Source organism: Streptomyces sp. BPTC-684 (assembly GCF_030028635.1).
In the GTDB taxonomy this organism is placed as follows: Bacteria; Actinomycetota; Actinomycetes; order Streptomycetales; family Streptomycetaceae; genus Streptomyces; species Streptomyces noboritoensis.
The window spans coordinates 523,388-541,537 of record NZ_CP124863.1; the positions used below are offsets into that span (position 1 = coordinate 523,388).

Here is an 18,150-nt window from a genome sequence, read left to right on the forward strand (position 1 = left end):
CTGGAGCAGCCCGTATGTCCTTGTGGCCCGTGTACACCGGCGGCGGTGAGCCGCACGACGGCATCACCCAGCTGCCTCCGCCGCCGCCCTGGCGCGCCTTCAACGGGAAGCCGGTGCTGCCGCCGCCGCCCGAGGACCCCGACGACGCGGCCTCGTCACCGGACCGCACGCACCGCGCGCAGACGTACGTGGTCACCGAGCGGAGCGTGGAACTGGTCAACGCCGCGCTGTACTTGAGGCGCCCGCTGCTTGTCACGGGCCCGCCCGGCAGCGGCAAGTCGAGCCTGCCGTACGCGGTGGCGCGCGAGCTGATGCTGGGGCCCGTGCTGCGCTGGAACGTGACCAGCCGCAGCACGCTGGACGACGGGCTGTACCAGTACGATCCGCTGTCGCGGTTGTACGCGGCGCGGGAGGAGCGGCCCAAAGGCTTCTGGGCCCCGAGCGACATCGCCGAGCATCTGCGGCTCGGCCCCCTCGGCACCGCCCTGCTCCCCCACCAGCGCCCCCGGGTCCTGCTGATCGACGAGATCGACAAGGGCGATCTGGACCTGCCGAACGACCTGCTCAACGTCCTGGAGGAGGGCCAGTTCGAGATTCCGGAGCTGGTCCGCACGGCACACCGCCATTCCAAGGCGGACGTCATGGTCGCGGGCAACGACAAGCGGGTCACGGTGCACCGGGGCCGTATCCGCTGCCACGCCTTCCCCTTCGTCGTGCTCACCAGCAACGGCGAGCGCGAGTTCCCGCCCGCGTTCCTGCGCCGCTGTGTGACGCTGGAGCTCAAGCAGCCGGACCAGCGGCAGCTCAAGGCAATCGTGGAGGCGCATCTGGGCGGCCTCGACCAGGACGCCCTTGAGCTGGTCGACAAGTTCCTGCACCGCGCGTCCGGCGGCGAGCTGGCCACCGACCAACTGCTCAACGCGGTCTATCTGACCCGCGCTTCGGGCCTCCAGGGCGCCTCCCGCGAGCAACTGGCCGAGCATCTGATGCCGTATCTGAGCCAGGCGCTGGAGCCGGAGGGCCTGCGGCCCGATGAGTTCTGAGCCCGCCGGGCAACGGCATCTCGCGGACCGGCTGCGGCGCGTGCTCGCCGCGGCGGGCGGCCGTGCGCCGACGGGGCGGGAGCTCGCCGAAGCGCTGTGGCTGGCGGAGCACATGAGGCCGGAACCGGAGATCCGCAGCGGCACGGACGCGCGGCTGCCGCTGCCTCCGCTCCCCGATGACGTACGGGAGCGCGATGCCCACGAACCCCAGGAGCCCGCCGAGCCGACCACCGCCGAGCCGCCCGACGCCTCCGAACGCGTACCGCTGCGCACGCCCCCGCCCCCCGCGCCCGCGCCGGAGCGCGGCGGTGAGCACGCGCCCCTGCTTGCGCCCGCACCCGCGATGCTCGCGCATCCCCTGGCGCTCCAGCGGGCCGTGCGCCCGCTGAAGCGGCGGGTGCCGTCGGCGTACGAGAGGGAGTTCGACGAGACGGCGACCGCCCACCGGGGCGCGCTGGCCGGTGCCCGCCCCGAGTGGTGGTTCCCGGTGCTGCGCCCACGCCCGGAGCGCTGGCTGCACCTGCGGATCGTCTTCGACGCGGGTCCGACCATGGCGATGTGGCGGCCGCTGCTGCGCGATCTGCACCGGGCGCTGGCCCAGACGGGCGCGTTCCGCACGGTGGAGGTGCTGCCGCTGGCCGCCGACGGCGGGCTCCCGGCCCGTCCGGCCGCGACCAGCCGAACGGCCGTGCTCGTCCTCAGCGACTGCATGGGCCCGCAGTGGCGGGACGGCCCGGCCGGGCGCCGCTGGTACCGCACACTGCGCGGCTGGGCCCGGACCCTGCCGGTCGCCGTGGTCCAGCCGCTGCCGGAACGGCTGTGGCAGTACACGGCGTTCGCGCCCGCCGCCGGGCTGCTGAGCGCGCCGGGCCCGGGCGCGGCCGGGACGTCGCTGACCTTCCTCCCGTACGAGAGCGACGCGGCCGCGACCGTGCCGGGCGGCATCCCGGTGCCGGTCCTGGAGCCGTCGGCGCGCTGGCTGCGCAACTGGGCGGAGCTGGTGGGGGCGCGCGGCGGGGCGCAGGTGCCGGGGGCGGCGGCGGTGCTGGGGGTGCGGCCGCCGCGCGGGGAGGCGGCGGCGCCGGTCCTCGACGTGCCCGCCGACGAACTCGTGCTGCGGTTCCGGTCGGTGGCGTCCCCGGCCGCGTTCCGGCTCGCGGCGCATCTGGCGGTGGGGTGTGCGCACCTGCCGGTGATGCGGCTCGTACACGCGGCCGTGGAGCCGCACCCGCAGCCGCAGCACCTGGCCGAGGTGGTCCTGAGCGGCATGCTCACGGCGGTGCCGGGGCCGCCGGGCGCGTACGACTTCCGGCCCGGAGTGCGCGAGGTCCTGCTCGGCACCCTGCCGCACACGGCCCACGTCCGCACGACCGGTCTGCTGGGCCGGGTGAACGCCCGCATCGAGGCGATGGCGGGAGCGGTCCCGGGCGAGTTCCGCGTACTGGTGGCCGCGCGGGGCGGGCCGGTGGGGGCGGTGCCGGGGGATCCGTTCGCGCTGGTGAGCCGGGAGAGCGTACGGATGCTGCGCGGGCCGGAGGATGATGGTGCGGGGCGGGTGCTGGCAGGGCGGTACCGGTTGAAGCACCGGGAGTCCTGCGGCTCCGGTGAGCAGTGGGAGGCCGAGGACCTGTCTTCGGGAGGCTCCGTACTGGTGACGCTGTTCCGCCACGCGCCGTCGACGCTGATGTCCTTGCTCCACGAGGCCCGGCGCATCGCCCGCGTCCGCCACCCCCAGCTGGTGCTGAACCTCGAACCGTTCGTGACCGAGGGCGCACTGTGCCTGGTGTCCGAGTTGGTGCGCGAACCCACCGTCCGGTCGGTGCTGGCTGAGCATCCGTCCGGCCTCCCGGCTGACGCTCTCGCACGGACAGCACAGGAGTTGCTCTCGGGTATGGGCGCGCTCCACGAAGCCGGACTGGCCCACGGCGACCTGACGCCGGACAACGTACTGCTGTCCCGCGACCGGGGTGCTCTGCTGCGCGCTCCCGGGATCCGACCCGGTCCGGTGAGTCCGCCAGACGACCTCCTTGCGGTCGGTGTGGTCCTGTACGCCCTGGCCGGCGGCCCGCGTCGGCCGACCTCCGCCGCACTCGCGGTGCGGCGACCGGACCTGCCCCAGGAGCTCTGCGACGCGATTCTGCGGCTGCTCGCGCCGTCGTCCGCGGAGCGCCACCGGGCCGCAGCCGAACTGCTCACCACCCCCGTGGGAACCCGCCGCGTCTACCGTCTGCTCGGCTCGCCCGAGGCCTATGTCGACGGCAACCCGGCCCCCGACGCCGACGGGCCGGAACTGCGCATGCTGTGCGCGCTGGTGCTGGCACGCGGGGAGCGGGTCGCGGGCACGGAGCTGTGGGAGCCGGAGTGGCTGGACACCGTGCACGCCGTCGCGGGCCGCCTCATGCGCATGGGCCACCCGGTCAGGAGCGCCGTCGACGGGACGTACCGGATGACGCTCAAGGGCGCACACGTCGATTTCCTCGCCGCCGAACAGCTCGCCTTCCAGGCCGAGACGGCCGAGTCCTCGGGCGACCCGGCCCTGGCCTTCCAGCGGTACGAGAGCGCGCTCGGCCTGTGGGTGGGCGAGCCGCTGGAGGGGATGCCGGGCGCATGGGCGGCGCGGCACCGGGATGCGCTCGCGGAGTTGCTGCGGACGGTGACGGAACGGCGGGACGCGCTGCGGGGCAGGGTGGATCGCCCGATCGTGGTCATCGAGGTGCGATCGGACCTCGGCCACCGCGTCCCGATCGAGGTGGTCGACGTCGTCGGGAGCCTCTTCGGTGTCACCCCCGGGATCTCGCGCCATCCCGGGCACAGCCTCCTCGTCGTGGATCCTGCCGACATCCGGCCCGCCCTCCTGAAGGAGCTCGTCAACGGGCTGCCCGGCGCTCTGCTGCGGGGCGTACCGCCGGACGTACTCGCGTCCGTGAAGCTGCGTGTCCTGGTGCAGCTCGACAGCAGGTTGGACCGGGCGAGGTCCTTGCTCGGCATCCCGCCCCACACCGACGCGCTTCAGTACTTCGCGGTCGAGGTCTGCCTACCGGACCCGCTGTACCGGACGCTCGGCGCACGCGAGGCCGAGGGGTACGAGCGGTTCGAGGAAGCCGGATCCGTCGTCTGGTTCCGGCGGATCGTGGCTGCCAACGAGCGTCCCGCCACGACCCTCCGTTTCCCCCTCCCCAGCGCCGTCGACGGGCTGGCCTTCACGGCCGAGGCCGACGCCTCGTGGTCCGGGGTCCGCCGCGTCGAGGACGTCATCCACTGGGTCAGCCGTGAGCTCGGCCCGTTGGTGCGCAACCACGGACTCGCCCAGCTCGACCTCGCGCAGGTCAGGGTGGACGCGCGGCTGAACAAACCGATGGCCCTCGAACTGGAGGGCACGGTCCTGCTCGCCCGCGTCACCCTCCATCCCTCCCTCACCCCCCTCCGCACCCTCCTCACCCCCACCCGCACCGTCCTCATCGACCACGACGGCACCCTCTCCCGCCCCCACGCCCACGAGGCGATCCGGGCCCTCACCGGCTCCGGGCGGCGGGTCGTCGTCGTGACCGGCGGTGCGCAGGACGCGGTGCGGCGGGCCCTCGGGGACCTGCCCGTGGGCGTCCGGGCCAGGACCCAGATGGGCGAGGACGCCATCCTCCAAGCCGTCGGGACCGTCGCCGACGTGCTCGTCGTCGGCCGCATGCCCGGCGCCGCGGCGGCCGCCGCCCGGCTCGGCGTCCCGTACGTCGGGATCGCCGACGGGGCGGCCTCGGCGGCGGACCTGCGGGCGGCGGGGGCGACGCTCGTCACCACCTCACTGTCCGCGATCACCGAGGCGCTGGCGGACGGCTAGGGCTTGTCGCGCCCATGAGGGTCCCGCGTCCCGTGCAGCCGGGACCTCACGTCGTCCGGCGGGAGGAAGCGCGACCACCGCTCCGGGTACTCCGACGGCATCCCGGGGTCGGCGGGGTCGTAGTCGTCCGGGTCGGCCTGGTAGGCGGCCCGGGCCTGGGCCGCGCGGGCCACGATCTCGGCGGCCTGGGCCGTCTTGGCCCGCTCGTTGGCGGCGCGGGCGGCGGCCGTGGCGACCGACGGCCACACCCGGTCGATCGCCGCGTTGACGGCCGCGCCCACCAGGACCGCGAAGGCCGAGACGCCGATCCACAGCAGCACGGCGACGGGCGCGGCCAGTGAGCCGTAGATCGTGGGGCCCTCGACCGTGTTGGTGAGGTAGATCCGCAGCAGGAACGATCCGAGCACCCACATCGCCAGGGCGACCAGGGCGCCCGGCACATCCTCGATCCACGGCGAGCGGACCGGCACCGAGACGTGGAAGAGGGTGGTCAGAAATGCCACCGAAAGGAGGATCGTCACGGGCCAGTACAGAACACTGATCAGATCCGTCCCCCACGGGATCAGCTCGACCACCCGGTCCGGGCCGACCACCGCGAGCGGCAGCACCACCGCGCCGATCAGCAGGGCCACGATGTAGAGCAGCAGCGAGAGCATCCGGGTGCGCACGATGCCCCGGTGGCCGTCGAGCCCGTACATCACGGTGATGGTGTCGATGAAGACGTTGACGGCCCGGGAGCCCGACCAGAGCGCGAAGGCGAAGCCGAGGGAGACGATTTCCGGCCGTTTCCCCTTGGTGACGTCCGCCAGGAGCGGCTCGGCGAAATCGTGGACGCCCCGGTCGGAGAGGACCGACTGGGCGGCGGTGAGGATGTTCTTGTTGATGCTGGCGACGGTGTCCGTGTTGGTCCAGCCGTCGACGTAGCCGAGCAGCGCGATCAGGCTGAGCAGCAGCGGAGGCAGCGAGAGCAGGGTGAAGAAGGCCGCTTCGGCCGCGAGCCCGAGGATGCGGTACTCGATGCACGAGTTGACGGTGTCCTTCAGGAGCAGCCAGGCCATCTTCCGCTTCGATACGTTGCGGTAGAGGACACGGGCCCGGTGGAGTCTGCTCGGGGCCCGGTGGAGTCGGCCCGATGGCCGCTCGGGTGTTTCATTTGCTGGCTGCACCTCCTTACCGTATCGGCATGGCAGCCACCACCCACACAGTGACCAACCAGGCTCCGCCCCTGGTGGGATACGACGTCTTCTTGTCCGACCGCGCTCTCGCCGAGGGGGTGGAGCGGCATCTGGCGCCCGATCTCGTCGACGGGGCGCGGGACGAGCTCAGCGCCCTCGGGCGCACCGCGGGTTCCGCCCAGGCGCAGGAGTGGGGCGTCCTGGCGAACGAGAACCCGCCCAAGCTCCGCACCCACGACCGCTACGGCAACCGGATCGACGAGGTCGACTTCCACCCGAGCTGGCACCGGCTGCTCGGGCACGCCGTCGGGGCGGGGCTCACCGACGCCTGGGGGCGGCCGGGCGGCCATGTGCGGCGCGCCGCCGGGTTCCTGGTGTGGACGCAGGCCGAGGCGGGCCACGGGTGCCCGCTGTCGATGACGCACGCGGCCGTGCCCGCGCTGCGGACCGATCCGGCGCTGGCCGCCGAGTGGGAGCCCCGGCTCACCTCCCATGTGTACGAGGAGGGGCTGCGGCCGGCCGCGGGCAAGGCCGGGGTGCTCTTCGGGATGGGCATGACGGAGAAGCAGGGCGGCAGCGACGTCCGGGCCAACACCACCCAGGCGAAGCCGCTCGGGGACGCCGGCGAGTATCTGCTGACCGGGCACAAGTGGTTCTGCTCGGCGCCGATGTGCGACGGGTTCCTGGTGCTCGCGCAGGCGCCCGGCGGGCTGACCTGCTTCCTGGTGCCCCGGGTCCTGGACGACGGGACCCGCAACACGTTCCGGATCCAGCGGCTCAAGGACAAGCTGGGCAACAAGTCCAACGCCTCCAGCGAGGTCGAGTTCGACGAGACGTGGGCGCGCCGGGTCGGCGACGAGGGGCGCGGGGTGCGCACCATCATCGAGATGGTGGCGGCGACCCGGCTCGACTGCGTGGTGGGCTCGGCGGCGCTGATGCGGCAGGGCGTGGCGCAGGCGATCCACCACGCCGCGTACCGCAGCGCGTTCGGCGGGGTGCTGATCGAGAAGCCGCTGATGAAGAACGTGCTGGCGGATCTGGCCCTGGAGTCGGAGGCGGCGACCACGCTGGCGCTGCGGCTCGCGGCGGCTCAGGACGCCGTCCAGAGCACAGACGCGGAGGAGGAGCGGGCGCTGCTGCGGCTCGCGGTGCCGGCCGCCAAGTACTGGGTGACCAAACGCTGTACGCCGGTCGTCGCCGAGGCCCTCGAATGTCTGGGCGGCAACGGGTACGTGGAGGAGTCCGGGCTGCCCCGGCTGTTGCGCGAGTCGCCGCTCAACTCGATCTGGGAGGGCTCGGGCAACGTCCAGGCGCTGGACGTACTGCGGGCGCTCCAGCGCGAGCCGCACGCCCTGGACGCTTTCCTGCAGGAGGTCGGCCGCGCGCGCGGCGCGGACCACCGCCTTGACGGGGCGATCAAGAACCTGCTGACGGAGCTGGCGGACCTGGACGGCATCGAGGCCCGGGCGCGCCGCCTCGTGGAGCGGATGGCGCTGGTGCTCCAGGGGTCGCTGCTGGTGCGCTGGGCGCCGTCGGAGGTGGCGGACGCGTTCTGCGCGTCCCGGCTCGGCGGCGACTGGGGCACGGCCTTCGGGACGCTGCCGCACACGCTTGACCTGGGCGCGGTCGTGGAGCGGGCGCGCGCGGAGGTCTGACCGGCGGCTGTGCCCGACTCGGGACAGGCCTGACCGGCGGCTTGGGAAGGGCGGGCGCCCGGGCCCTCAGCGGCCCGGGCGCCCTGACCGGAACGTGCGTCGGGGGTGGTGCTGCGCCGACACGGCACCACCCCCGCACTCTCATGCGCCCTTGTGGGCCATGACGACCGGACGTCCGGTGTTCCACCACCTTCGTACACACGCACGGCCGTTCGCGAGAGTTGCAAAGGGTTGCAGCCTTGTGCGGCATATCGCCGCGCGCGAACGCCCGGGCGGGCACGATGAATTCGTGGCACCCGTGTTCAACTCCCCCTCGGAACGCCGGTGCCGACAGGAGGACCCAGTGCAGGACACCACCCCCCTCGACCCGGCCCGGCTGGCCGCGATGGACGTACGGGAAGCCACCCGGCTGCTGAAGGGCATGCGGGCGGCCGCGCTCGCCGGCCTGCCCTCCAAGGTCGCCCCGCGCGCGGAGATACACGCGTCCTGGCGCCGGGTGCTCGGCCACGGCGTGGATCCGGACGGCTCCTGCCACGCCGGGCTGCTGCCGCTGGCGGAGGTGGAGCGGCGCCGCCAGTCCTCCCCGCTCAGGGAGGTGCTGCCGGTGCTGCGGGAGGCGCTGGTGTCGGTCGCGGACGCCGCGCAGCACATCATGGTCGTCTCCGACGCCGACGGGAAGCTGCTGTGGCGCGAGGGCCACGCCTCCGTCCTCAGGAGCGCCGACGCGCTGGGGTTCCAGGTCGGGGCCGACTGGAGCGAGGGCGTGGTGGGGACCAACGGGGTGGGCACCCCGCTGATCACCGGCCGCCCGATGCAGGTGTACTCGGCCGAGCACTTCGTCTCCACCCACCACACCTGGACGTGTGCGGGCGCGCCGATCGTCGACCCGCGCGACGGGCGGCTGCTCGGCGTGGTGGACGTGAGCGGCCCGCTGTCGACGATGCACCCGGCGACGCTCGCGTTCGTCACCTCCGTGTCGCGCCTCGCCGAGGCCGAGCTGCGCACCCGCCATCTCGCCGCCGTGGAGCGGCTGCGGACGGTCGCGGCTCCCGTGCTGTGCCGGGTCGGCGGCCGGGCGCTCGCCGTGGACACCAACGGCTGGACGGCCGCGGTGACGGGGATGCCGCCGGTGGACCGGCTGCCGCTGCCGAAGTCGTTCCGGGCGGGCCGCGTCTGGCTGCCCTCGCTCGGCATGTGCGCGGTCGAGCCGCTGCCGGGCGGCTGGCTGGTGCAGGCGGTGGGCGACGACGTGCGGCTCGCGGACGCGATACCGCGGCGGGTGGTGCTGGATCTGAGCCGCCCGCGCCGCTGGTCGGTGACGGTCTCGGGGGACGCGGGCAGCTGGGCCCAGGAGCTGAGCCCGCGCCACGCCGAGCTCCTCTACGTACTGGCCCTGCACCGCGCCGGGCGCACGGCCGCGCAGCTGGCCCACGACATCTTCGAGGACCCGACGCGTACGGTGACGGTACGGGCGGAGATGTCCCGGTTGCGGCGCCATCTGGCCGAGGTGCTCGCCCACCGGCCGTACCGGTTCGCGGAGGACGTGGAGGTGGAGGTGGTCCGGCCGCCCCACCCGGCGGACCTGCTCCCCCACTCGACGGCCCCGGCGGTGCTCGGGGCCCGCCACCACCCGCACTGAGCGGGGGCGCTCCGGCCCCGGCTTGGGGTCGGGGCGGCGGCCGTGATTCTCTGACGTGCATGAACATCGACGTCACCACCTGGTCCCTGGAACAGACCTCCCCGGGCGACCTGCGCCCCGCGGCCGAGCCCGCCGGGGACGTCCGGATCGTCCGGGCGGCGGTGCCCTCGCCCGAGTTCAGCCGCTTCCTGTACACGGCGGTGGGCGGCGACATCCGCTGGATCGACCGGCTGTCGTGGTCGTACGCGCGGTGGCAGGAGTTCCTCGCCAGGCCGGGCGTGGAGACGTGGGTGGCGTACGAGAACGGCACCCCGGCGGGTTACGTCGAGCTCGACGCGCAGGACGAGGGCGCGGTGGAGATCGTCTACTTCGGCCTGATCCCCGCGTTCCGGGGCCGCCGCATCGGCGGCCACCTCCTGTCGTACGGCATCGCCCGCGCCTGGGACCTGGCGGAGCGCTGGCCGGACCGCCCGGCGACGAAGCGGGTGTGGCTGCACACGTGCTCGCTGGACGGGGAGCACGCGATGGACAACTACTTGCGGCGGGGGTTCCGGTTGTTCGACACGAAGGTGGAGGAGCAGGCGGAGGTGGCGGCGCCGGGGGCTTGGCCGGGGGCCTGAGTCACGGGTTCAGGTGGTCCTGGACGAAGCGGCGGAGGGGGTCGACGGAGACATCGGCGCGGACGGTGAGCACCTCCCCCCGTAGGGCGAGCGCGGCGCAGGCGCCCACGACGGCGATGCCGAGCGCCACGGCCGGGACGGTCCCCCACCAGTCGCGCCAGGCGACGGTGGCGTAGACGCAGACGGGGGGCAGCATCACGAGCCCGATCGGCTCGGTCGCGAGGAGCAGCCCCCACCCGCCGACGATGAGCAGCACGGCCACCCAGCCCAGCCACACCGGCCCCCACGGATGCCAGCCGACGGCCGCGTCGGCCGCACGCTCGGCGGCAGCGACGGAGACCGCCAGGATGAGGGCGAGCCCGAGGCGGAAGTGCCAGCTGCGGCCGAAGGCGTAATCCGGGTGCTGAATGGGTTCGTTGACCCGTTCCCATGTGGCGGTGGAGATCGAGTTCTGTCGCGTGAGCACCCGGATGGCTCTCAGCCGCAGCTCGGCCGGAAGCAGGTGCAGCATCCACGATGGCGCGAGGGGCAGACCACCGGCCTCGCGCAGCCCCGCCTCCGCGGTCGCGGCCAGTTCGCCGGACGGCGGCACGCTCCTCGTCGGCCTCTCGCCAAGCGCGGGGGTGATCAGCTCGTTCAGCCTGGACGGCGCGAGCCTCGACGACTGACGCGCGTCCCACTGCGTCAGGCTCAGCGCCGCGAGGATCCGCGGATCCATCTCCACTCCCAGCGGCGGATCCATCCGCCGCTCAGCGATCGCGGCCGCGATCACGCTCACTCGCCGGACGAGGGGATCATCCGCCCCGACGGCGAACGGCTTCCATACCCACAGATAGCCGGGCGCGAACGCCCCCTGCGGCACCTCTCGCAGCGCCTTCTCGATCGTCCGCTCCCGTAGCAGGTCGCCGAGGTAGAACGCGACGTCCGTCGACGACGGGTCCAACGAGAACGCGCAGAGCGCCACCGCCGCACGCGGTGTCCGCATCCGCCACAGCACCCGCAGCGCCTCCCCCTGTCCCCGCAGCGCGGCCGTCCGTAACGCGGGGACCGCCAGGTCGCCCATGCCCACGAGGGCCGGTTCGGCCTCCGGCTCGGTGGGGAGGAACCCGACGAGGGATTCCGCCGCCCGAGGCAGATTCGTGGCAGCCAGCGCGGCGACCGCCGCCGCCGCGCGTCGGCGGTCGCCGCCCTCGGAGGCGATCCGCACCAAGAGGTCGAACACCGCCCGCCCCCGGGGCCGCCGGTCCGCCGCCACCACGCCGAACGCCGCGATCACCGCCTGGCGGTCGGCGTCCGTCTCCCGCCCCAGCCGGTCCCGGAACGTCAGGACGATCCGGTCGGCGAGAGCGTCGTCCACCACCTGCGCGTCCGCCAGGCACTGGAACGCGAGGACGGGGTCGAGCGCGAGCACCGCCCCCACCACCTCCGTACAGTCCCGCGGCTCCGCCCCGCACCACAGCCGTACCGTCTCCCGCCAGGTCGCGGGGTCGCGGCGGTAGCGGGTGAGGAGGCCTGAGGGGTCCGCCGCGAGGCGGGTCGTGGCCAGGTACTCCTGGAGCGTGAGGTGGGCGTGGCGAGGCGGCCCTCCGCGAGCGCCCGGTCGGTCCACTTCCCGGCGCCCGGGAAGTCATGGTCCGCGAAGTGTTTCACGATGTGGTCACGGAGATCCCCCTTCTCCAGGTTCACCTCGTGCAGCTTCAGCAGGACCGGTACGTCGACGAGCTCCCCCGGGTCCGCCTTCGGCGGGCGGCGGCGCCCGTACCAGGCGCGGCGCGGCGGCCCGTCCGGGCGGTAGCGCTCGCGGCACCAGGCGAGGACGGTGTGGCGCAGGAGCATCGTCTTGCCCGCGCCGGGCACCCCGAGGACCACGGCGCGGCGGGCCTCGTGCAGCGAGGCAGCCGCCTCGGCCTGCTCCGCGCCCGCGCCGAAGCCGGACGCGGTGCGCAGCGGGACGTACACCGAGGACATGTCCATGGCCTGCGGGTCGTCGACCCGGAAGGAGACGGAGAAGCGCTCGTGGCGCTCGTGGACGCGGACGATGTAGCGGCGCAGCGCCGTGCGGGCGAGCAGGGCGCTGCCCGCGAGCCGGTCGTAGAGCAGGGCGGCGGCCTTGTCGACGAGCGACTTGAACCAGTCCTTCAGTTTGAGGACCAGCACCCCGGCGGCGAAGGCCGCGACGGCCGGGCCCCAGGTCTCCGGCTGACTCCACACGAGCGTGCCCCCTCACCCCCGGCGCCTCCCCGGCACAAGGCAGGATAGGAGCGGCGCCGGTCCCGCGTCCGGTGGACGGCCGAGGTGACCCACAACACAGAGTCTCAGGATTCGGGACATTGTTGTCCACATTTTGGATAGTGGTGGACTGGCCCGAGATGGGCGTGACACGCTTCCGTCATGTCCGGAACTGGAATTGCCTTGGTGAGTCGACGACACGTCGACCTGGGCCGCATGTCCAGCGCCATCTGTCCGGCCCGCTGAGAGACCCCAGCACCGCCGCCCCCAGCTCCTCTACCGTACTTGCGCACCGCCGCGCCCGCAGCGCGAGTGTGCAGGTCAGAGCCGCCCTCCTGCAGTCCCGAAGGACGTATCCCCATGGCCGCCACCCCAGACAAGCCCGGCTCCACCACCACCCGCCGCAAGCCGGGGCGCCACCGTGGTGAAGGCCAGTGGGCCGTCGGTCACTTCACGCCGCTCAACGGGAACGAGCAGTTCAAGAAGGACGACGACGGTCTCAATGTGCGGACACGCATTGAGACGATTTACTCCAAGCGCGGATTCGACTCCATCGACCCCAACGACCTGCGCGGACGCATGCGCTGGTGGGGTCTGTACACCCAGCGCAAGCCCGGGATCGACGGCGGCAAGACCGCGATCCTGGAGCCGGAGGAGCTCGACGACTCGTACTTCATGCTGCGCGTGCGGATCGACGGCGGGCGGCTGACCACCGAGCAGCTGCGGGTGGTCGGCGAGATCTCGCAGGAGTTCGCGCGCGGGACCGCCGACCTCACCGACCGGCAGAACATCCAGTACCACTGGATCCGGATCGAGGACGTGCCGGAGATCTGGCGCCGCCTCGAAGCGGTCGGCCTGTCGACCACCGAGGCGTGCGGCGACACCCCGCGCGTCATCCTCGGCTCGCCGGTCGCCGGCATCGCCGAGAACGAGATCGTCGACGGCTCGTCCGCGATCGACGAGATCCAGCGCCGGTTCATCGGCAACCCCGAGTTCTCCAACCTGCCGCGCAAGTTCAAGTCCGCGATCTCCGGCTCGCCCCTGCTCGACGTGGCGCACGAGATCAACGACATCGCCTTCGTCGGCGTCGAACACCCCGAGCACGGCCCCGGCTTCGACCTGTGGGTCGGCGGCGGGCTCTCCACCAACCCCAAGCTGGGCGTGCGACTGGGCGCCTGGGTGCCGCTGGAGGACGTGCCGGACGTGTACGGCGGTGTCATCGGCATCTTCCGCGACTACGGCTACCGCCGGCTGCGCACCCGCGCCCGGCTGAAGTTCCTGGTGGCCGACTGGGGCGCGGAGAAGTTCCGCCAGGTCCTGGAGGACGAGTACCTGGGGCGCAAGCTGACCGACGGGCCCGCGCCCCAGCAGCCGCCCGCGGTCTGGCGCGACCACCTCGGCGTCCACAAGCAGAAGGACGGCCGCTTCTACGTCGGCTTCGCGCCCCGCGTCGGCCGCGTCGACGGCACCACCCTGACCAAGATCGCGGAGCTCGCCGAGGCGCACGGCTCGGGCCGGCTGCGGACCACCGCCGAGCAGAAGATGATCGTGCTCGACGTGGCCGAGGAGCAGGTCGAGTCGCTGGTGGCGGGCCTGGAGGCGCTGGACCTGAAGGTCGCGCCGTCCCCGTTCCGCCGCGGCACCATGGCCTGCACCGGCATCGAGTACTGCAAGCTGGCGATCGTCGAGACCAAGGCGCGCGGCGCCACGCTCATCGACGAACTGGAGCGCCGCATCCCGGACTTCGACGAGCCGCTCACCATCAACATCAACGGCTGCCCGAACGCCTGCGCCCGCATCCAGGTCGCGGACATCGGCCTCAAGGGCCAGCTGGTCCTGAACGACGAGGGCGAGCAGGTCGAGGGCTACCAGGTGCACCTGGGCGGCGCGCTCGGACTGGAGGCGGGCTTCGGCCGCAAGGTCCGCGGCCTGAAGGTCACTTCGGCCGAACTGCCGGACTACGTGGAGCGGCTCCTCAAGCGCTTCGAGGCCGAGCGCGAGAGCGGCGAGCGGTTCGCCGTGTGGGCGGCCCGCGCCTCCGAGGAGGCGCTGTCATGAGCGAGCGCGCGGCCCCCTTCTACTGCCCCTACTGCGGCGACGAGGACCTGCGGCCCAGCGAGCAGGGACACGGTGCCTGGGAATGCGCGGCGTGCAGCCGCGCATTCCAGCTGAAGTTCCTCGGGCTGCTGGCCCGGGGGCTCCAGCGAGCCGACACCGGAGGGGACGAGCAGATATGACGACGACTCAGGATCAGCGTACGAGCGCGGAGTTGAAGGCACTGGCCGAGCAGGCCGGGCGCGACCTGGAGGACGCCTCCGCCCTGGAGATCCTCCAGTGGGCGGCCGACACCTTCGGCAAGCGGTTCTGCGTGACGTCCTCCATGGAGGACGCGGTGGTCGCCCACCTCGCCTCGCGCGCGATGCCCGGCGTCGACGTCGTGTTCCTCGACACCGGCTACCACTTCCCGGAGACCATCGGCACCCGGGACGCGGTGGCCGCCGTGCTGGACGTCAACGTCATCACGCTGACGCCGCGTCAGACCGTGGCCGAGCAGGACGCCGAGTACGGCCCGAAGCTGCACGACCGCGACCCCGATCTGTGCTGCGCGCTGCGCAAGGTCAAGCCGCTCCAGGAGGGCCTGACCGCGTACTCCGCGTGGGCGACCGGCCTGCGCCGCGACGAGTCCCCGACCCGGGCGAACACCCCGGTGGTCGGCTGGGACGAGAAGCGGCAGAAGGTCAAGGTCTCCCCGATCGCCCGCTGGACGCAGGAGGACGTGGACGCGTACGTCGCGGAGCACGGCGTGATCACCAACCTGCTGCTCATGGACGGCTATCCGTCCATCGGCTGCGCGCCCTGCACCCGCCGCGTGGCGGAGGGCGAGGACGCGCGGGCCGGCCGCTGGGCCGGGCGCAACAAGACCGAGTGCGGGCTGCACGGCTGATGACCAACACCCAGGAGAACCAAGTGAGCGGGGCCACCACCGGAGCCACCGTCTGGCTGACCGGGCTGCCCAGCGCGGGCAAGACCACCATCGCGTACGAGCTGGCGGAGCGGCTGCGCGGGGAGGGCCACCGGGTCGAGGTGCTCGACGGCGACGAGATCCGCGAGTTCCTCTCGGCCGGGCTCGGCTTCACCCGCGAGGACCGGCACACCAACGTGCAGCGGATCGGCTTCGTCGCCGAACTGCTCGCCTCCAACGGCGTCAAGGCGCTGGTGCCGGTGATCGCCCCGTACGCCGACAGCCGTGACGCGGTCCGCAAGCGCCACCAGTCCGAGGGCACCCCGTATCTGGAGGTGCACGTCGCCACTCCCGTGGAGGTCTGCTCCGAGCGCGATGTGAAGGGCCTGTACGCCAAGCAGGCGGCGGGCGAGATCAGCGGGCTCACCGGGGTCGACGACCCCTACGAGGCCCCCGAATCGCCCGACCTGCGGATCGAGTCGCACCAGCAGACCGTGCGGGAGTCCGCGTCCGCGCTCCACGCACTGCTCACCGAGAGGGGTCTCGCATGACGACGACCGCTGCCGCCCTGACCGAGGGCACCGACAGCCCGTACGCGCTGAGCCACCTCGACGCCCTGGAGTCCGAGGCGGTGCACATCTTCCGCGAGGTGGCGGGCGAGTTCGAGCGGCCGGTGATCCTCTTCTCCGGCGGCAAGGACTCGATCGTCATGCTGCACCTGGCGCTGAAGGCGTTCGCCCCCGCGGCGGTCCCCTTCACGCTGCTGCACGTCGACACCGGGCACAACTTCCCCGAGGTCCTGGAGTACCGCGACCGGGTGGTCGCCGAGCACGGGCTGCGGCTGCACGTCGCCTCCGTACAGGAGTACATCGACCGCGGTGTCCTCAAGGAGCGCCCGGACGGCACCCGCAACCCGCTGCAGACCGTGCCGCTGACCGAGGCCATCCAGCGGCACCGCTTCGACGCCGTGTTCGGCGGCGGGCGGCGCGACGAGGAGAAGGCCCGGGCCAAGGAGCGGGTGTTCTCGCTGCGCGACGAGTTCTCCCAGTGGGACCCGCGCCGCCAGCGCCCCGAGCTGTGGCAGCTCTACAACGGCCGGCACGCGCCGGGCGAGCACGTGCGGGTCTTCCCGCTCTCCAACTGGACCGAGCTGGACGTGTGGCAGTACATCGCCCGCGAGGAGATCGAGCTGCCGCAGATCTACTTCGCGCACGAGCGCGAGGTGTTCCGGCGGGCGGGCATGTGGCTGACCGCGGGCGACTGGGGCGGCCCCAAGCAGGGCGAGAGCACCGAGAAGCGGCTGATCCGCTACCGCACGGTCGGCGACATGTCCTGCACCGGCGCCGTCGACTCCGACGCGACGACGCTGGACGCCGTGATCGCCGAGATCGCCGCCTCCCGGCTCACCGAGCGGGGCGCGACGCGCGCCGACGACAAGATGTCCGAGGCCGCGATGGAAGACCGCAAGCGCGAGGGGTACTTCTAAATGTCCACCACGATCGAGCAGTTCGCGGACCTCTCCGCCACCACCCTGCTGCGCTTCGCGACCGCCGGGTCCGTCGACGACGGCAAGTCCACCCTGGTGGGCCGGCTCCTGCACGACTCCAAGTCGGTCCTCACCGACCAGCTGGAGGCCGTCGAGGCCGCCTCCGCCAAGCGCGGCCAGGACGCCCCGGACCTGGCGCTGCTCACCGACGGCCTGCGGGCCGAGCGCGAGCAGGGCATCACCATCGACGTGGCCTACCGCTACTTCGCCACCCCCCGGCGCCGGTTCATCCTGGCCGACACCCCCGGGCACGTGCAGTACACCCGGAACATGGTGACCGGCGCCTCCACCGCCGACCTCGCCCTGGTCCTGGTCGACGCCCGCAACGGCGTGGTCGAGCAGACCCGCCGGCACGCCGCGGTCGCCGCCCTGCTGCGGGTGCCGCACGTGGTGCTCGCGGTCAACAAGATGGACCTGGTCGGGTACGAGGAGAAGGTCTTCGCGGCGATCGCCGAGGAGTTCACCACGTACGCCGCCGAGCTGGGCGTGCCGGAGATCACCGCGATCCCGATCTCGGCGCTGGCCGGCGACAACGTGGTGGAGCCGTCCGCCCACATGGACTGGTACGGCGGCCCGACCGTCCTGGAGCACCTGGAGACGGTCCCGGTCAGCCACGACCTGACCGGCTGCCACGCCCGGCTGCCCGTGCAGTACGTGATCCGCCCGCAGACCGCGGAGCACCCCGACTACCGGGGCTACGCGGGCCAGATCGCCGCGGGCACGTTCCGCGTCGGCGAGAGCGTGACCGTGCTGCCCTCGGGCCGCACCTCGAAGATCTCCGGGATCGACCTGCTCGGCAAGTCGGTGGACGTGGCCTGGACCCCGCAGTCCGTCACGCTGCTCCTCGACGACGACGTCGACATCTCGCGCGGCGATCTGATCGTGCCGAGCGGGGACGCGCCCGCGACCACGCAGGACGTGGAGGCGACGGTCTGCCACGTGGCCGACCAGCCGCTCGCCGTGGGCCACCGCGTGCTGCTCAAGCACGGCACCCGTACCGTCAAGGCGATCGTCAAGGACATCCCGTCCCGGCTGACCCTCGACGACCTGTCGCTGCATCCGCACCCGGGGCAGCTGGTCGCCAACGACATCGGCCGCGTCAAGATCCGTACCGCCGAGCCGCTGCCGCTCGACTCGTACGCCGACTCCCGGCGCACCGGTGCCTTCATCCTGATCGACCCGGCCGACGGCACCACGCTCACCGCGGGCATGGTCGGCGAGTCGTTCGCCTCGCCCGAGCCGGTCAAGGCCGACGTCGACTACGACGGGTGGGACTTCTGACCATGAGCGTCCAGGACTTCTACTCCACGTTCGCGAAGGAGGGCGGCCGCGTCGGCAGCGGCGTCCTCGGCAGCGGTCAGGGCGGGGTCGGCCGATGTGCGCGATGACGTACGCGCACCGCTCGCGCGCCCTGCGGCTCCACCCGCACGACCCGCTCCATCCGCACAG

General features: G+C 72.9%; 15 protein-coding genes. 12 read left to right on the plus strand and 3 right to left on the minus strand.

Annotated elements, in window-relative coordinates:
* The first annotated feature begins 14 nt into the window (after positions 1-14).
* Together QIY60_RS02390 and QIY60_RS02395 are read left to right on the plus strand one after the other, a co-directional pair.
* The gene (locus QIY60_RS02390) at positions 15-1,043 is read left to right on the plus strand and encodes a MoxR family ATPase (protein WP_283140887.1); all 1,029 of its coding nucleotides are present in this window, start codon (positions 15-17) and stop codon (positions 1,041-1,043) included.
* Complete coding sequence (locus tag QIY60_RS02395) at positions 1,033-4,875, plus strand: SAV_2336 N-terminal domain-related protein (RefSeq protein WP_283140888.1); 3,843 nt, start codon at positions 1,033-1,035, stop codon at positions 4,873-4,875. The genes QIY60_RS02390 and QIY60_RS02395 overlap by 11 nt, the downstream gene beginning before the upstream one ends.
* Here QIY60_RS02395 and QIY60_RS02400 read toward each other — a convergent pair.
* Complete coding sequence (locus tag QIY60_RS02400; RefSeq protein ID WP_283140889.1) at positions 4,872-6,041, minus strand: YihY/virulence factor BrkB family protein; 1,170 nt, start codon at positions 6,039-6,041, stop codon at positions 4,872-4,874. The two genes, QIY60_RS02395 and QIY60_RS02400, sit on opposite strands and share 4 nt — an antisense overlap.
* Before the next feature lie 17 nt (positions 6,042-6,058).
* Here QIY60_RS02400 and QIY60_RS02405 point away from each other — a divergent pair, with 17 nt between their 5' ends.
* From QIY60_RS02405 to QIY60_RS02415, 3 genes are all read left to right on the plus strand, one after another.
* The gene (locus QIY60_RS02405; RefSeq protein WP_283140890.1) at positions 6,059-7,705 is read left to right on the plus strand and encodes an acyl-CoA dehydrogenase family protein; all 1,647 of its coding nucleotides are present in this window, start codon (positions 6,059-6,061) and stop codon (positions 7,703-7,705) included.
* Between the two features lie 385 nt (positions 7,706-8,090).
* Entirely contained in the window at positions 8,091-9,344 is a 1,254-nt protein-coding gene (locus QIY60_RS02410) for a helix-turn-helix domain-containing protein (protein WP_283145796.1), read from the plus strand.
* Between the two features lie 59 nt (positions 9,345-9,403).
* A complete protein-coding gene (locus tag QIY60_RS02415) occupies positions 9,404-9,964 on the plus strand; it encodes a GNAT family N-acetyltransferase (protein ID WP_283140891.1) in 561 nt (186 codons plus the stop codon).
* A gap of 1 nt (position 9,965) precedes the next feature.
* Here QIY60_RS02415 and QIY60_RS02420 read toward each other — a convergent pair whose 3' ends face one another.
* Complete coding sequence (locus tag QIY60_RS02420; protein ID WP_283140892.1) at positions 9,966-11,375, minus strand: hypothetical protein; 1,410 nt, start codon at positions 11,373-11,375, stop codon at positions 9,966-9,968.
* A complete protein-coding gene (locus QIY60_RS02425; protein WP_283140893.1) occupies positions 11,288-12,175 on the minus strand; it encodes a hypothetical protein in 888 nt (295 codons plus the stop codon). The genes QIY60_RS02420 and QIY60_RS02425 overlap by 88 nt, the downstream gene beginning before the upstream one ends.
* 180 nt (positions 12,176-12,355) lie before the next feature.
* On the opposite strand from QIY60_RS02425, the gene QIY60_RS32715 reads away from it, so the two are divergent.
* From QIY60_RS32715 to QIY60_RS02455, 7 genes are all read left to right on the plus strand, one after another.
* Positions 12,356-12,439 (plus strand): putative leader peptide, encoded by an 84-nt coding sequence (locus QIY60_RS32715; protein ID WP_310591794.1) that lies wholly within the window; start codon positions 12,356-12,358, stop codon positions 12,437-12,439.
* 114 nt (positions 12,440-12,553) lie between these two features.
* Positions 12,554-14,251 carry a nitrite/sulfite reductase gene (locus QIY60_RS02430; RefSeq protein ID WP_283140894.1) on the plus strand — a complete coding sequence of 566 codons (1,698 nt, stop codon included), beginning with the start codon at positions 12,554-12,556 and terminating at the stop codon, positions 14,249-14,251.
* The gene (locus tag QIY60_RS02435) at positions 14,248-14,430 is read left to right on the plus strand and encodes a hypothetical protein (RefSeq protein ID WP_283140895.1); all 183 of its coding nucleotides are present in this window, start codon (positions 14,248-14,250) and stop codon (positions 14,428-14,430) included. Before QIY60_RS02430 ends, QIY60_RS02435 begins: the two co-directional genes overlap by 4 nt.
* On the plus strand, positions 14,427-15,137 hold the full coding sequence (locus tag QIY60_RS02440; RefSeq protein WP_283140896.1) for a phosphoadenylyl-sulfate reductase: 711 nt from the start codon (positions 14,427-14,429) through the stop codon (positions 15,135-15,137). The genes QIY60_RS02435 and QIY60_RS02440 overlap by 4 nt, the downstream gene beginning before the upstream one ends.
* Positions 15,137-15,706, plus strand: a complete 570-nt coding sequence (gene cysC / locus QIY60_RS02445; protein WP_283140897.1) for an adenylyl-sulfate kinase — start codon at positions 15,137-15,139, stop codon at positions 15,704-15,706. The genes QIY60_RS02440 and cysC overlap by 1 nt, the downstream gene beginning before the upstream one ends.
* A complete protein-coding gene (gene cysD / locus QIY60_RS02450; protein ID WP_283140898.1) occupies positions 15,703-16,641 on the plus strand; it encodes a sulfate adenylyltransferase subunit CysD in 939 nt (312 codons plus the stop codon). Before cysC ends, cysD begins: the two co-directional genes overlap by 4 nt.
* Positions 16,642-17,982, plus strand: a complete 1,341-nt coding sequence (locus QIY60_RS02455) for a GTP-binding protein (protein WP_283140899.1) — start codon at positions 16,642-16,644, stop codon at positions 17,980-17,982. It begins immediately after the preceding gene.
* The last annotated feature ends 168 nt before the right edge of the window (positions 17,983-18,150 follow it).